The organism is Mesorhizobium sp. BHscii, assembly GCF_053848065.1.
Map to the genome: position 1 here is coordinate 83154 of NZ_JBSPKW010000002.1, position 14676 is coordinate 97829.

General features: G+C 62.3%; 15 protein-coding genes. 3 read left to right on the top strand and 12 right to left on the bottom strand.

Annotated features, from left to right (window positions below):
* Positions 1-32: 32 nt before the first annotated feature.
* From ACWTU7_RS03150 to ACWTU7_RS03180, 7 genes are all read right to left on the bottom strand, one after another.
* Positions 33-503 carry a MaoC family dehydratase gene (locus ACWTU7_RS03150; RefSeq protein WP_455837935.1) on the bottom strand — a complete coding sequence of 157 codons (471 nt, stop codon included), beginning with the start codon at positions 501-503 and terminating at the stop codon, positions 33-35.
* Positions 500-961, bottom strand: coding sequence for a MaoC family dehydratase (locus ACWTU7_RS03155; protein WP_127211201.1), 462 nt, complete (start codon positions 959-961; stop codon positions 500-502). Before ACWTU7_RS03155 ends, ACWTU7_RS03150 begins: the two co-directional genes overlap by 4 nt.
* Positions 962-1083: 122 nt before the next feature.
* Positions 1084-2058: a magnesium/cobalt transporter CorA gene (corA, locus tag ACWTU7_RS03160; RefSeq protein ID WP_029349936.1), complete on the bottom strand. Its 975-nt coding sequence runs from the start codon at positions 2056-2058 to the stop codon at positions 1084-1086.
* Positions 2059-2279: 221 nt separating this feature from the next.
* On the bottom strand, positions 2280-3383 hold the full coding sequence (gene ychF, locus ACWTU7_RS03165) for a redox-regulated ATPase YchF (protein WP_455837934.1): 1104 nt from the start codon (positions 3381-3383) through the stop codon (positions 2280-2282).
* Between the two features lie 97 nt (positions 3384-3480).
* Positions 3481-4212, bottom strand: coding sequence for an aminoacyl-tRNA hydrolase (pth, locus tag ACWTU7_RS03170; protein ID WP_455837933.1), 732 nt, complete (start codon positions 4210-4212; stop codon positions 3481-3483).
* Positions 4213-4398: 186 nt separating this feature from the next.
* Positions 4399-5040: a 50S ribosomal protein L25/general stress protein Ctc gene (locus ACWTU7_RS03175; RefSeq protein ID WP_455837932.1), complete on the bottom strand. Its 642-nt coding sequence runs from the start codon at positions 5038-5040 to the stop codon at positions 4399-4401.
* A gap of 315 nt (positions 5041-5355) precedes the next feature.
* Positions 5356-5904: a DUF2938 domain-containing protein gene (locus ACWTU7_RS03180; protein WP_455837931.1), complete on the bottom strand. Its 549-nt coding sequence runs from the start codon at positions 5902-5904 to the stop codon at positions 5356-5358.
* A gap of 64 nt (positions 5905-5968) precedes the next feature.
* On the opposite strand from ACWTU7_RS03180, the gene ACWTU7_RS03185 reads away from it, so the two are divergent.
* Positions 5969-6646: an ArsR/SmtB family transcription factor gene (locus ACWTU7_RS03185; protein ID WP_455837930.1), complete on the top strand. Its 678-nt coding sequence runs from the start codon at positions 5969-5971 to the stop codon at positions 6644-6646.
* A gap of 183 nt (positions 6647-6829) precedes the next feature.
* Entirely contained in the window at positions 6830-8197 is a 1368-nt protein-coding gene (locus ACWTU7_RS03190) for an MFS transporter (RefSeq protein ID WP_455846493.1), read from the top strand.
* 280 nt (positions 8198-8477) lie between these two features.
* Here the strand turns inward: ACWTU7_RS03190 and ACWTU7_RS03195 are convergent, their stop codons facing one another.
* The gene (locus ACWTU7_RS03195) at positions 8478-9728 is read right to left on the bottom strand and encodes an MFS transporter (RefSeq protein ID WP_455837929.1); all 1251 of its coding nucleotides are present in this window, start codon (positions 9726-9728) and stop codon (positions 8478-8480) included.
* A 130-nt stretch (positions 9729-9858) separates the two neighbouring features.
* Between ACWTU7_RS03195 and ACWTU7_RS03200 the strand changes: the two genes are divergently transcribed.
* Positions 9859-10725, top strand: coding sequence for an AraC family transcriptional regulator (locus ACWTU7_RS03200; protein WP_065011959.1), 867 nt, complete (start codon positions 9859-9861; stop codon positions 10723-10725).
* A 132-nt stretch (positions 10726-10857) separates the two neighbouring features.
* Here ACWTU7_RS03200 and ACWTU7_RS03205 read toward each other — a convergent pair whose 3' ends face one another.
* From ACWTU7_RS03205 to pgeF, 4 genes are all read right to left on the bottom strand, one after another.
* Positions 10858-11793: a ribose-phosphate pyrophosphokinase gene (locus ACWTU7_RS03205; RefSeq protein WP_065011960.1), complete on the bottom strand. Its 936-nt coding sequence runs from the start codon at positions 11791-11793 to the stop codon at positions 10858-10860.
* A gap of 166 nt (positions 11794-11959) precedes the next feature.
* Positions 11960-12568: a hypothetical protein gene (locus tag ACWTU7_RS03210; RefSeq protein WP_455837928.1), complete on the bottom strand. Its 609-nt coding sequence runs from the start codon at positions 12566-12568 to the stop codon at positions 11960-11962.
* A 54-nt stretch (positions 12569-12622) separates the two neighbouring features.
* Positions 12623-13774, bottom strand: a complete 1152-nt coding sequence (locus ACWTU7_RS03215; RefSeq protein WP_292311010.1) for a M24 family metallopeptidase — start codon at positions 13772-13774, stop codon at positions 12623-12625.
* The gene (gene pgeF, locus ACWTU7_RS03220) at positions 13774-14568 is read right to left on the bottom strand and encodes a peptidoglycan editing factor PgeF (RefSeq protein ID WP_455837927.1); all 795 of its coding nucleotides are present in this window, start codon (positions 14566-14568) and stop codon (positions 13774-13776) included. Before pgeF ends, ACWTU7_RS03215 begins: the two co-directional genes overlap by 1 nt.
* Positions 14569-14676 lie beyond the last annotated feature (108 nt).

Below are 14676 nucleotides of genomic sequence, written 5' to 3' on the forward strand. Positions count from 1 at the left end.
GATCCACCTTCTCCCATAAGGGAGTGGGCGCTTCACCCCATCTTCACCAGCACGGCGCTTTCGAACTCGATGACCTTGTCGCCCGTCGAATCGAAGGCCTCCGAGCGAAGCGTGAGCAGCCGCCAGCCCGGCCGTGACATGATGGGGCGGTGGGCAAGCGCTGTGCGGGTGAAGGTCACGGTTTCTCCGGCATAGACGGGCTTCAGCCATTTGAGGTTCTTGAAACCGGGCGAGGGGCCGAATTCGGGTGCGGGTCCTGCGCCGACCCAGCGGGCGCCCCCAGCCTCCACGCCGGCCTCGAGGTTCAATTTCATCCAGGTTGCAGCTGTGTGCCAGCCCGACGCGCACAGGCCGCCGAATACGCTCTTCTTCGCCGCCTCTTCGTCGAGGTGGAATATCTGCGGATCGTATTTCCTGGCGAACGCCTTGATCGCCTCGGGTTCGAATGTATGCGACCCAAGCGTGACGGTGACGCCGATGCAGAAGAACTCGTCGAGGCTCACGCGCTGGCCCCTCGCGTCAGGAACATGACGGTGTTCTCGAGTTCGAAGACGCCTTCGCCACGCTGGTTGAAAAGCTCGCTGCGCAGGGTGACGAGGCCGAGCTGGGGCTTGGACCTGGACAGGCGCTTGGCAAGGACGGTGGTGTTGCCGCGCAAGATGTCGCCGGCCAGCACCGGCTTCTTCCACCGGACCTGGTCGACGCCGGGGGCGCCTTGCGAGGTCGAGTCCAGCAGGAAGGCGTCGCACAGCATGCGCATGAACATCGCGCAAGTATGCCAGCCGGAGGCCGACAGCCCGCCAAGGATGCTGGCCTTGCCCGCCGCCTCGTCGAGATGCATCGGCTGCGCATCGAACTCTTGCGCGAATTCGATGATCTCGGCCGCACTCACCAGCTTCGTCCCGAGGTCGAGCGAGGCGCCCTCGACGAAATCCTCATAGGCCCAGGTCTTTCCGGTCATGGTCTGGAATCCGGTTCAAGTTTGTACGATCGCCACGGATCGGGGTTCCCGGATGCAGGCAGGGCGCAATTTGGTCAAGTAATTTCTGGTGCGCCAGGCCATCGCGCCCAACGGAATAGAAGCTACAACCAGCCGCGGCGGCGGAAATACCAGAAAGGCAGGATCGCCGACACGATCATCAAGCCGATGGCCAAGGGATAGCCGAGCTGCCATTTGAGCTCGGGCATGATGTCGAAATTCATGCCGTAGATCGAAGCGACCAGCGTCGGCGGCAGGAAGATGACTGCGGCGACGGAGAAGATCTTGATGATCGCGTTCTGCTCGATCGAGATCATGCCGAGCGTCGCGTCGAGCAGGAAGTTGATCTTCTGGGACAGGAAGGTGGCGTGGTCGGCGAGCGACAGCACATCTCGCGACAAGGTCTTGATGCGCGCGCGGATGTCCTTGCTCATCTTGGTCTGGGTCGAGGCGTGGGCCAGAAAACCGGCGAGCCGCTGCAGTGAAATCAGGCTGTCGCGGATCGAGGAGGCGATGTCCTCCTTGCGGCCGATCGCCTTGAGCAATTCCTGGAAGTCGCGGTTGCGCTTGGAAACCTTGGTCGAGCGTGCCTCGAAGATGTCGCGCGAGATCGTCTCGATGTCGCGGCCGGCGCGCTCCAGAATGTCGGCGAGGCGGTCTACGATCGCCTCCAGCAGGCCGATCAGGATGGTGTCGCCGCTGGTGCAGCCGGTCGCCACCTTCTCGGCGCGCAGCGGAAACGTCTTGAAGGCCTTCGGTTCGTGATAGCGCACGGTGATCAGCCTGTTGCCGGCCAGCACGAAGGTGACCGGCGACATCAGGGGATCGTCGGCCTCGGTTTGGGCCGGCAGAATGGCGGTCATGAAATAGGCGCCGTCCTCGACGTAAAGGCGGCTGGAAATCTCGATCTCCTCCATCTCCTCGCGCGTCGGAATGGCAACACCGAGCCAGGCCTCGATGGCCGCTTCCTCTTCCTTTGTCGGGTTCAGGAGATCGGCCCAGACGATCTTGTCGCTGTTTGCCAAGAGATCGTCGGCGAGGCGCAGGCGATCATTGTCCACGACGAATGCCTTGATCATCACCGGGTCTCCCTTGCTGAGGCCAAAAGGATGGGTTCGAGCGGGCGCGTCGTTTCGGATTGCACGGGACAGGCGCTTTCGACGAAAGCACGGGCCGGTGCAGACGCCCCTTAGACCGGGCATTGCGGGCAGTCAAGCCGCGCGGAAACGGCCCGTGCGGCGTGCACGAGGCTGTCATCGCACCGGCGGCCATAATGGCTTCCGGCGAGCCGTCGGTCAGCTCAGGTGTTGAACTTGAACAGCATGATGTCGCCGTCCTGGACGACATACTCCTTGCCTTCGTCGCGCGCCTTGCCGGCTTCCTTGGCCGCCACTTCGCCGCCCAGCGTGACGAAGTCGTTGTAGGCGATGGTCTGGGCGCGGATGAAGCCGCGCTCGAAATCGGTGTGGATGACCCCTGCCGCTTGCGGCGCCTTGGCGCCCTTGTGCACGGTCCAGGCGCGTGTCTCCTTCGGCCCGACGGTGAAATAGGTGATGAGCTGCAGCAACTCGTAGCCGGCGCGGATCACCTTGTTCAAGCCAGGTTCCTCAAGGCCGAGCGAAGACAGGAATTCCATCTCCTCTTCGTCGCTGAGCTGCGCGACCTCGGCTTCGATCGCCGCGGAAATCACCACGGTGCGGGCGCCTTGCGCGGTAGCCATCTGTTCGACCGCCTTGGTGTGCGCGTTGCCGGTGGCGGCGTCGGCCTCGGCGACATTGCAGACATAGAGCACAGGGTGCGACGTCAGCAGGTTCAGCCCCTGCAGGATGCGCAGATCCTCCGCGGAGATACCTTTGAGCAGAATGCGGGCGGGCTTGCCGGCCTGCAGGAGTTCAAGAGCTGCTTCCATCATCGGCAGCACGGTCAGCGCCTCCTTGTCCTTGCCGGAAGCGCGCTTGCGGAACTGCACGATGCGGCGCTCGAGGCTGTCGAGGTCGGCGAGCATCAGCTCGGTCTCGACGGTCTCGGCGTCGGCAACGGGATCGATGCGGCCCTCGACATGGGTGATGTCGTCATCCTCGAAGCAGCGCAGCACGTGGACGATGGCGTCGACCTCGCGGATATTGGCCAGGAACTGGTTGCCCAGCCCTTCGCCTTTCGAGGCGCCGCGCACCAGGCCGGCGATGTCGACGAAGGAGATGCGGGTCGGGATGATCTCCTTCGACTTGCCGATCGCCGCGATCTTCTGCAGACGCGGGTCGGGCACCGCCACCTCGCCGGTGTTCGGCTCGATGGTGCAGAACGGATAGTTGGCGGCCTGCGCCGCCGCCGTCCTGGTCAGCGCGTTGAAAAGCGTCGACTTGCCGACGTTGGGCAAGCCAACGATGCCGCATTTGAAACCCATTTTTATCCGGTCCTATCGGGAAATCGAAATTTGATGAGGGCTATGGGCGAAAGCGCCGACGATCGTCAAGCCCTCCAGCCCCGATCCGTGGCGAGGCTTACTCCTTGCCGCCAAACAGCTTCTTCAGCATGGCGGCCATGGGGCCGGTTTCGGGCAGCTTGACTGCCGGCTGCTGCGGCCGCGCCTGACGGACGTGGCTCTGCTGTTTTGCACCCTGTTGTTTTCGCCCGGGCTTTTCCGGCTCGGGCGCGACGCCGGTCTTTCGCTGGACGGCAACACTGACCTTGTTCATGAAGCCGGGCTCATCACCCCTCACGATCAAGTCGGCATGATCACCGATGGCGTCGAGCAGCGGCTCCAGCCATTCGCGATCGGCCTTGGCGAAATCGCCAAGCACATGATGCTGGACGAATTCCTTGACGCCGGGATGGCCGACGCCGATGCGCACGCGGCGGTAAGTGTTGCCGACATGGCCGTCGATCGAGCGGATGCCGTTGTGACCGCCGGCGCCGCCGCCGGTCTTGACGCGGACCTTACCGTCGGCGAGGTCGATCTCGTCATAGAAGACGGTGAGCGCCGAGGGAGTGAGCTTATAGAAGCGCAGCGCTTCGCCGATCGACTGGCCTGAATTGTTCATGAAGGTCTGCGGCTTGATCAGGATGATCTTTTCGCCGGCAAGCGTGCCTTCGGCGATCAGCCCCTGGAACTTCTTCGACCAGGGGGAAAAGGAGTGGCGGCGGGCGATTGCGTCCGCCGCCATGAAGCCGACATTGTGCCGATTGTCAGTGTATTTCGCGCCCGGATTGCCGAGGCCTGCAAACAGCAGCATCGTCACCTCTAGTGTGGTGGATTTGAAGTTCCTGCCGCTTTGAAGGCATCAGCGTTCAGGAACTTCAAATTCAAAAACCACACCAGAACTTTATGGTTGCCAGTGTGGCCTTAGATCCGAAATTCGCCCGGTGCGCGGCTCCAAAGTGATGCGAATTTCGGATTCGCCACACCAGGCGGGAAGGGATTACTTCTCTTCGTCGGCTGGAGCCTCTTCAGGTTCCGCCGCTTCGGCCGTCTCTTCTGCCGCCTCCGGCTTCATCGCCGAGGAGCCGGCAATGGTCGCGACGGTGAAGTCGCGGTCGGAGATCACCGGCTGGACGCCGGCCGGCAGCTTGATTGCCGAGATGTGGATCGAATCGCCGATATCGGTGCCGGTGAGATCGACGGTGATGAACTCCGGGATCGCATTGGCCGGGCAGTGGAACTCGACCTCGTGACGCACGATGTTGAGCACGCCGCCGCGCTTGATGCCGGGCGACTTGTCCTCGTTGATGAAGTGGACCGGCACGTCGACATTGACCTCGGTGTCCTTGCCGATGCGCAGGAAGTCGACATGGACCGGAAAATCCCTGACCGGGTCGAGCTGGTAGTCCTTCGGCAGGACCTGGATCTTCTTGCCGTCGACATCGATCGTGGCGATCGTGGTCAGGAACCCGCCGCCATGGATCTTGTAGTAGATGTCCTTGTAGGTCAGCGCAATCGCCAGGGGAGGCTGCTTGTCACCGTAGATTACTGCAGGCACTTTACCGTTGCGGCGAACTGCACGGGCGGACCCCTTACCGACCTGTTCGCGCGCTTCGGCCTTGAGCTCGTAAGTATCGCTCATGGCATTTCCTTTCACGTTGTTCTGGAGCGTTCGCGGCTGGCGAGGTGCCTGGGGCCGTAAACGTCGAAAGCCGTCATGGCCTTACATGATCTGGTCCAAAACCTTTTTGGGATCACGTGAGGCCGGACAGCCTTCCGCCGCGTTGCCTCCAAGGGTGTCTACGCGGGTGGCGGCTCTATAGCGGAAGGTGGGGCGGGGTGCAAGCCAAAGGCAGGTGGCGAAGGCGGGTGGGCAAGGCGGGTCGGCAGTGTCGCGCTTTTGCTTGCTCCCATTTTCAAAATATTGGGGTTGTGTCTTGAAGCCGACGGCAATCGATCAGATCGGGAACAGGTGTGCGGAAAACAACGCAGCGGCATACAGCCCGACGCCGAAGGATAGATGAGTCATCAGGCCGCGCAGACGCGCGGTGCTCGGACTGGGCGTCTTCGAGGCTGCAATTCCGGCGCCAAAGGCCGGCTGCATTATGAAAAACGGGGCGACGACTGTGGACATGCCGACAACAAGGGCGGGAAGCAATGTCGGGTCTCGTGCCCAGTCGAGGCCCCATACTCCCATCAGCAATGCAGCAAAGACGATGCCGATCGCGTAATGCGCGACCCATCCAATCGGCGTTTCGCCCCGAATTCGGGGAGCCTGCGCGATGTTCGCATGCGCGAAACGCCCTCGCGGAAAGTGGCCGATCCAGCGGCCGACCCAGGCATAATCAAGCGGCGGAATCGCCAACGTTCGTTTCAGAAACAATCCCCAAAGATCCATCACCGCCGTCGCCCCCGTTCCCATCGCGGCTGCGCGGACAACGAACTCCAACTGCTCGTTCATTTCTATGCTCCTCTGGTCCATGCTTCTGTCGCGGGCATCCGACACTAGCCGATTAAAATCAGTCATTCAATGTATTGATTGATTGATTGATTTATGATAGAATCGCAGTATGAAAAACGCTGATGGCCATCATCCGATCTTTGACGAGATAGCCGATCTCGCCCGCACGCTGGGGCATGCACACCGGCTGGTTCTTCTCCGCCACATTGCCGACGGCGAACTGGCCGTGGAGCAGCTGACGCAACTTTCCGGGATCGCCCTGGCCAACACGTCGCAGCATCTTCAACAGCTCAAGCGGGCTGGCTTGGTGCAGACCCGGCGAGACGGGAAACGCGTGCTCTATCGTTTGGCCGATGGCCCGATCGAAAACGTGCTCGCGGCCCTGCGAAGCCTTGCGAGCCACAGGCGCGAGCAAATCCGCGAGCTTATCGATGACACCATGAGCCGGCCGGACAGGCTGGAGAACATCTCGCGCGAGGAACTCGTGCGCCGCATGCGGGACGACGAAGTCGTGCTGCTCGACGTTCGGCCGCAGGAGGAATACGCGGCGGGGCATTTGCCGGGTGCGATCAACATTCCCGTGAGTAAATTGGAAGAACGGCTTGCGGAGCTTCCACGCGAGAAGGTCATCGTCGCCTATTGCCGGGGTGTCCAGTGCGTTCTCTCTGCCGACGCGCTGGCAATCTTGAGGGCGCGAGGCTGGACCTCACGCCGGTTCGAAGGCGGCTTTCCCGAGTGGCTGACCTCAGACCTTGAGGTCGACGGCATGAACTACGAAAGCGGCTGACAGCCTCCGAGGCCGGCGTCGCCGGCCAAAGCCCCTAAAATGATCGAACTTAAAACCGCTGCCGAAGCGAATGCCTGCGGCAGCTGGACGGCGCGTGCCGGAAGCATGGAAGGGAAGCCAATGAAGACCTATTCGCAAACAGGAAGCGGCATTTCGGAAGGGAAGACACGCCTGGCTTTCACAATGCTCGCCACGGTACAAGCCACGCTGATCTTCACGATCGCGCTGATCATGGTGCCGCTGCCGAAAATCGCCATCGACTTCGGCCTCATTTCAACGGATCTGTTGCTGCTACAGGTCGCCTACGGACTGCCTTTCAGCGGCCTGCTTCTGTTCGGCGGCCGATTGGCTGACCGCTATGGTGGCCGGCGCATGTTCGTGCTGGGGCTGACAGTCTTCGGTGCCGCCTCACTCGTTGCCGCCTTCGCGCCGAGTTACGGCGTGCTGGTGGCGATGCGCTGTGGTCAAGGAATCGGCGGCGCCATGACCGCGCCTGCTGCGATGGCCGTCCTGCGCGCGCTTGTTCCAGCTCCGGCTGCCTATGGCCGGGCGATGGCCACATGGGGCGGGGTTTCGGTCCTCGGCGCAATCATGGGCTTCGTCGTCTCGGGTATCCTGACCACCTGGATCTCGTGGCGATGGATGTTCGCGGTCCCGGTTTTCGTGGCAATGGTCGCGCTGGCCACGACCTCCGTGTTGCTTCCGATGGATCGTGACGACAGGTCTGCTCATCGGCCACGACTCGATCCCATCGGGGCATTGCTTGCCACCTTCGGTATCGCCGTCGGCAGCTATGGCCTGATAGCAAGCGGGGATCATCGCTGGATGTCGTTGCCAGTCATCGGTTCGCTGGTTGCCTCCGGTATTCTCCTCTCGGCCTTCGTGATGCTTGAGCGGAAGACAAAAGATCCCCTGCTGCCACCGAGCTTCCTGGTCGATTCTTGCCGGATCACCGGCCTGGCTGGAATGCTTCTGGCTGCAGCCGGTTCGGTCGTGATCGAATATGTTCTCTCGCTTTACCTGCAGCAGGTGAAGGGATGGTCGCCACTGATGACGGCGATCGCCTTTCTCCCCTTCGCCGCGACGTTGATCGTGGCAAACTGCCTCTCTCCCCCGTTGGTGGGCCGCTTCGGCGCCTTGCCGGCCACCGGTGGCGGGCTGACAGTCGCGGCCATCGGGCTTGGAGTGCTGGCCGGTATTGCCAACGACACGATCTATCTTTCCGGCCTGTTGCCCGGCATAGTTCTACTCGCGGCCGGGATGTCGCTGGTCTTTTCCGGATCGGCCGTGCTGTCGACGATGAAAGTCCCGCAGCATCAGGCAGGGCTTGCCGGTGGCGTCATGAACACGGCGATGGAACTCGGCCCGACGATCGGGTTGGCGGTACTGATGTCGGTAGCTGCGACACAAAATGATGTCGTGCAAGGTTATCGCTGGGCATTCGGCGCGGCATGCCTCTTCTATCTGGCCGCGGCCGCGGCCGCGGCTGCGATGAGGCTTTCCAGGCAGGGTGCTTGCGCTCGGATCGCTCCGAACGCTTCTCCCATTTGATCGAACCGGGTGAAGCTTCACTCGGTTGCAGTCCCTGCCTCCATTGCTGCTGCTTTGGCGTGGCGCGCCAGCATGACCTCGCTTTCGGCGACGGCGCTCGCCACTGCCGAGGGCAATGACAGCTTAAAGCGCGTCGCCGCATGAATGGATTCATGCGACGCGCTTTAGGTATTGTTTTTATGTTGTTATCGCCAAACCGCTGCGCACCCTCGGTTCAAGCCCGACGGCATGCTTTTGCGCGACATGCCTTAGGTCAAAGCCGAAGTCCAAACCCACGACTTTACCCGATCATGGCCTCCCCCTCGAGCTTCCTCGCTTCCTTCATGTTCGGCAAAAAAACCGTCAGCAGCCCGAGCAGCGGCAAATACGAGCAGACCTGAAAGACGAAGTCGATGCCTTTGATATCGGCGACGACGCCGAGCACGGCGGCGGCGATGCCGCCCATGCCGAAGGCGAAGCCGAAGAAGATGCCGGCGATCATGCCGACGCGGCCGGGCACCAGTTCCTGGGCGAAGACGACGATGTTCGAGAAGGCCGAGGACAGGATCAGGCCGATCAGCACGGTCAGGATCATCGTCCATTCGAAATTGGCGTAGGGCAGGGCCAACGTAAACGGCAGCACGCCGACGATCGAGAACCAGATCATCGACTTCTGTCCGTAGCGGTCGCCGAACGGGCCACCGAGCAGGATGCCCAGCGCCGAGGCGCCGAGGAACAGGAACAGCATGACCTGCGACATCTGCACCGAAACGTCGAATTTATCGATGGCGTAGAAGGTGTAGTAGCTGGCGAGGCTGGCGATGTAGGCGTTCTTGGTCAGCACCAGCAAGGTCAGCACCGCCAACGCGCCCATCACCTTGCGGCGCGGGAAGGGCGATACAAAACCTGCCGCCTTGCGGTTGGCGAGCGAAGCGCGCAGGCGGCTGTACCAGCCGCCGACCCGCCACAGCACGATGATACCGATCAGCGATCCGACGGCAAACCACGCTATGCTGGTCTGGCCGAAAGGCACGACGATGAAGGCAGCCAGCAGCGGCCCGATGGCCTGGCCGAAGTTGCCGCCGACCTGGAACAGAGATTGCGCCAGGCCGAACCTGCCGCCCGAGGCGAAGCGGGCGATGCGCGAGGATTCCGGGTGGAAGATCGCCGAGCCGATGCCGATCAGCGACGCGCCGATCAGCAGCAGCCAATAGTGTCCGGCATAGGCCAGCACGATCAGGCCGATCAGCGAGGACGCCATGCCGTAGGGCAGCGAATAGGGCATCGGCCGCTTGTCGGTGACCATGCCGATCAGCGGCTGCAGCAATGAGGCCGTCACCTGGAAGGTGAACGTCAAAAGGCCGATCTGCCAGAAATCGAGACCGTAATTGTCTTTCAGCAGCGGATAGATGGCCGAGAGCAGCGACTGCATGATGTCGTTGACACAATGGCAGAAGCTCACCGCAAGAATGACGCTAAAGGCCGTCGCTTGCGCCGAAGTGTGACTGGCCGTCGCAGGCGTGGCGGCGGTGGTGGCTGTCGTATCGGTCAAGGCATGCTCCGTGGTCTTTTTGGCGGGCGCTCGCGCAGGCGGCCTCATAGCCGGGTTGCCTTATAAGTCACTTGCCGGGCGACTTCTTTCGTGGTTTGGTCCAATAGTTTCGCGAGTGGGCCATTACTCAATGCCGCGTGGCAATGAAATCTTCAAAGTGGGCGACACCGATCTCGGCCAGCTTGCCGACCTCGGGCAGTTGCATGAGCGCCGCTGGCAGTGGCTGGAGCAGGCCGTCGGGCCAGCGGTGGCCCTGCCGACCGAATATCCCGACGGCTACCACGTGCCGCAGCACCGTCACAGTCGCAGTCAGTTGCTGCATGCGCTTGTCGGCGTCGTGCTGGTGACGACGCGGCATGGCCGCTGGATGGTGCCTCCAGATCATGCCATGTGGATTCCCGCCGGCACCGAGCATTCCGTCGAGATGCTTGGCGACGTCAGCATGCGTTCGGTCTATGTGATGCCGGACGCCATTGCGGGGCTGCCGCATGGGCTGCGCGTCGTCGGCATTACAGATCTGATGCACAGCCTGATCGTGGAATCGGAAAAGCTGCCGCAGGGCGCCGAGCTGGAAGGGCGCGGCGGGCTGATCATGAGCCTCCTGCTGCATGAAATCCCGAACCTGCCGGAACGGCCGCTCGGCCTGCCTTTTCCTTCAGATCCAAAGCTTGCGGCACTGTGCCGGCGCTTCGTCGCAGCACCCTCGCCGCACGCGACAATCGACGAATGGGCCGATATCGTCGGCATGAGCCGCCGTTCCTTCACCCGCGCCTTTCATCGCCAGACCGGATTGTCGCTGTCGACATGGCGCCAGCAGGCCTGCCTGTTCGCGGCCTTGCCGAGGCTGGCCGATGGCGAGCCGATCACAAGGGTGGCGTTCGACCTCGGCTATGACAGCGTGCCGGCCTTCATCACCATGTTCAAGCGTATGCTGGGGGCATCGCCGCGGGGCTATATGCGAGGGTCAAGGGACAATATCAGGGTGTCGAACGGGTAACGCATGACCCGAACCTTCGGTTCGCTTCAGCGAAATCGGAACCGATTTCGCTGGGGACCATGCGCAAAATCAAAATGCTACAGCGTCCCTTGCGCGTCCACTGGACGCGCGGCGCTGTAGCGCTGGCAGATTTCAGTCGAACAGGCTCGATACCGATTCCTCGGTCGCCGTGCGCGAGATCGCCTCACCCATCAGGTCGGCGATAGAGATGACGCGGATGTTGCTGGCGTCGAGCACCGCCTGGGTCGGCTGGATGGAATCGGTAATGACCAGTTCCTGCAGCTTCGAGGCGCCGATGCGCGCGATGGCGCCGCCCGACAAAACGCCATGGGTGGTGTAGGCAGTGACGCTGGTGGCGCCGCCGGCAAGCAGTGCATCGGCCGCATTGCACAAGGTGCCGCCCGAATCGATGATGTCGTCGATCAGCAGGCAATCCTTGCCGCGCACGTCGCCGATGACGTTCATGACTTCCGATTCACCCGGGCGCTCGCGACGCTTGTCGACGATGGCGAGTTGAGCATCGATGCGTTTGGCCAGCGCGCGGGCGCGGACCACGCCACCGACATCCGGCGACACAACCATGACATTGGCAAGCTGCTTATATTTCGCCTTCACGTCGCGGGCCATGACCGGCACCGAGAACAGGTTGTCGGTCGGGATATCGAAGAAGCCCTGGATCTGGCCGGCGTGGAGATCCAGCGTCAAGACGCGATCGACGCCCGCCCGCGTGATCATGTTGGCGACCAGCTTGGCCGAGATCGGCGTGCGGCCCGAGGCGCGGCGATCTTGCCTGGCATAGCCGAAATAGGGAATGACCGCCGTGATGCGCTTGGCCGACGAGCGCATAAAGGCATCGATCATGATGAGCAGTTCCATCAGGTGATCGTTGGTCGGGAACGAGGTGGACTGCAGGATGAAGACATCCTCGCCGCGCACATTCTCCTGGATCTCGACGAAGATTTCCTGATCGGCGAAGCGCCTGACGCTGGCTTTGCCCAGCGGGATGTTGAGATAGCGGGCGACCGCTTCGGCCAGCACCCTGTTGGAATTGCCCGCGAAAAGCTTCATGCACCGTTCCTGGTGAAGGATGGAGACTCTGGCAGACTCTCTTGAGCCCCTTAGTCGGGGCTTTTAGCGGCCCGTGCCGGTATTGCAAGCGTCGTGAGCGGAATCCGCAGGCTAATCTCAATAAACGTCTACGACGAGGGAAGCCGGCAACATGTCAGCCCGCCAGTCACCCCGCTTGGCCGCCAAGCCATGTGGCAAACTGGTCGATCGTCTGGTCGGCGATCGCCTGCATGGTCTCCGGCGCGACCGCAGCCCAGCCTTCGCCACCATTGGCCGAGGGCGCCTTCTGCTGGCCGTTGATGCGATGCAGCCGGTTGCCTGCCGGGTCATAGACGTCCCAGACATAGATGACGGTGGTGTCCTTGCCTTCCGACATCGTCGAGAAATAGCCCTTCAGCACGTGCGTAGGGGTCTGGCCGGCGCTACCGGCCAAGGTGATGCCGCGCTGCTTGGCTCGCGTCTGAAGCTCCGCGGTCAGCGGTGTCGCGGCTTCCACCGAGGCGCCGACGATCGGCGCTACCTGCAGGCGGGTTCGTGCGATGACGGCGGCGCTCTTTGCGGGCTGCGAGGGGGTGGAAGGCTGTGCCGTTGCGGATGGATGGGCGGTCGTTGCAGGTGTGGTGGGCGTTGCAGCCGTGCCGGTTCCGGTCGTTGGTACGGCCTGTGTCGACTGCGAGGCGATGGCAGAGGGTTCGAGAACGTCCTTCGCGTTGGTGCAGGCGGCCAGCGTCAGCGCCGCGAGCAATGACACGGTCGTCACATGCGATCGCCTCATTTGCCTCAAAACTCCCTGGCGATGAACGCCCCTTGCATTCTTACCATTATGGATTCATTGCACAATCAAGTCGAGATCATGGCGGGACAGCGGTTTCGGCTGCGATTCGGTCGTCAGATACGTACGGCCGAGCGTCATTGCCGTCTCGGTTTCGGAGTCCATGATGATCATGTGGGCGAACAGCGTCATGTTTGGCGCGATGGGTTCGGGATTGCCCTGATAGAACATCGGCATGTCCATCCATGATGGGGTGAAGCGGGCGCCGAGCGAATAACCGCAGGCGTTGAGCCGGTGTTTGGTCAAGTTGTGCGCCTCGAGCGTGCGGGCATGCGCGTCGAACACGTCGCCGAAGGTATTTCCGGGCGTCATCACCTTTTCGACGGCCAGAAGTGCGGCACGCGCGGCATCGAACAGTTCCTGGTGACGTTTCGACACTTTGCCGGTCAGCACCGTGCGCATCATCGCAGCATGGTAGTGGTGGAAGACGCCGGCCCATTCGAGCGTCACCTGGTCGTTCTTGCTCAGCTTGCGGCGGCCAGCCTTGTAACGGCAAAGCAGTGCGTCCACGCCAGAGCCGATGATGAACTCGTTCGCCGGATAGTCGCCGCCGCCGGCAAAGATCGCGCCCTGCATGGCAGCAAGGATCAGGGCTTCGTCGCCACCCTGCTTGATCAGCGGCATAGCCGCATCCAGCGCGTCGTCGGCGAGATTTGCGGCCTTTTCCACCTTGGCGATTTCGGCCGGGCTCTTGAACAGGCGCAGCCGGCTGACGATGCCGGACGCGTCGGCGATCTGGCCAAAGGTCTGCAATTGCTCGTCCAGGCGCCGGCCATTGTAGGCGGTCAGGCCGTGGGTGTCGTATTCGACTCCGATGCGGGCGCCGAGCAGGTCGAGATCGTTGAGCAGATTGCGCAGGTCGATCGCCGGATTGGCGCCGTCGCGATCGGTCCACAGCACGATGTTGTCGATAATCGAGGTGTGGCGCGCCTGGCGCAGATCGGCCGAGCGCGTGAGCAGGATCATCGAACCGTCTGCCTTCACCACCAGGCACTGAAAGAAGCAGAAGCCGAACGTGTCGTAGCCGGTCAGCCAGTACATGCTCTCCTGCGCAAACAGCAGGACGGCATCGAGCTTCTTCTCGGCGATCTCGATCATCAGCCGATCGCGCCGCGCGTCAAATTCCGACCGTTCGAAATGCAGCGCCATTATTCAGTCTCCAAAACGATTGCCGAAATCTGCCGCCCGTAATCCGGCTCCTTGCGATGGGTGCTGCGCCGGTAGGAATAGAACAGATCCTCCTCGGTGTAGGTGCAGCGGCCAAGCCCATCGGCGGTAACGCCGGCTCGAGTCAGCCGATCGACCGTATAGAGGTTGAGGTCGAACATTGCATGTCCCGACTTCGCGGACGGCGCGAAATAGCCGATGTTGTTGGCATCGGCCTCGACGAAGCGGGCGACGAATTCCGGTCCTACCTCGTAATTTTTGGGGCCGATGGACGGACCGAGAACCGCAACGATGCGCTCGCGCCGGGCGCCGAGGCCCTCCATCGCGGCAATGGTGTTTTCCAGCACGCCCGAAAAGGCGCCCTTCCAGCCGGCATGGGCTGCGCCGACGATACGCGCCTCGGCATCGGCGAACAGCACCGGTCCGCAATCGGCGGTCGAGGCCCCGACTGCGATGCCTGGCCGGTCGGTGACGACGGCGTCGGCCTTCGGCCGCACGCCGGGAAAAGGCTCCCTGACGATGACGACGTCGGGCGAATGGATTTGGTGGGCGGTCAAGAGATGGCTCGCCGGCACGCCCATCCAGTCGGCGACGCGGCGGCGGTTCTCGGCTACCCGCGTCTGGTCGTCGCTCGAGCCGGTGCCGATGTTGAGGCCCCGATAGATGCCGCTGGAGACGCCGCCGACGCGGGTGAAATAGCCGTGGCGAATGCCTTGCGCCCGCGCCTTTTCCAGCAAGGGCGACCGAACGGGATCCGGTTTGGTCTGATTCAGCATGGCGGCGTTGTTGTCCGTGTGGGCGATTTCGTCAAGCGACAGTCCAAAAATCGGCGACATTCCAAGATGAGCTACAGTCCAAAGATCGGCGACAGTCCAAAATGGGCG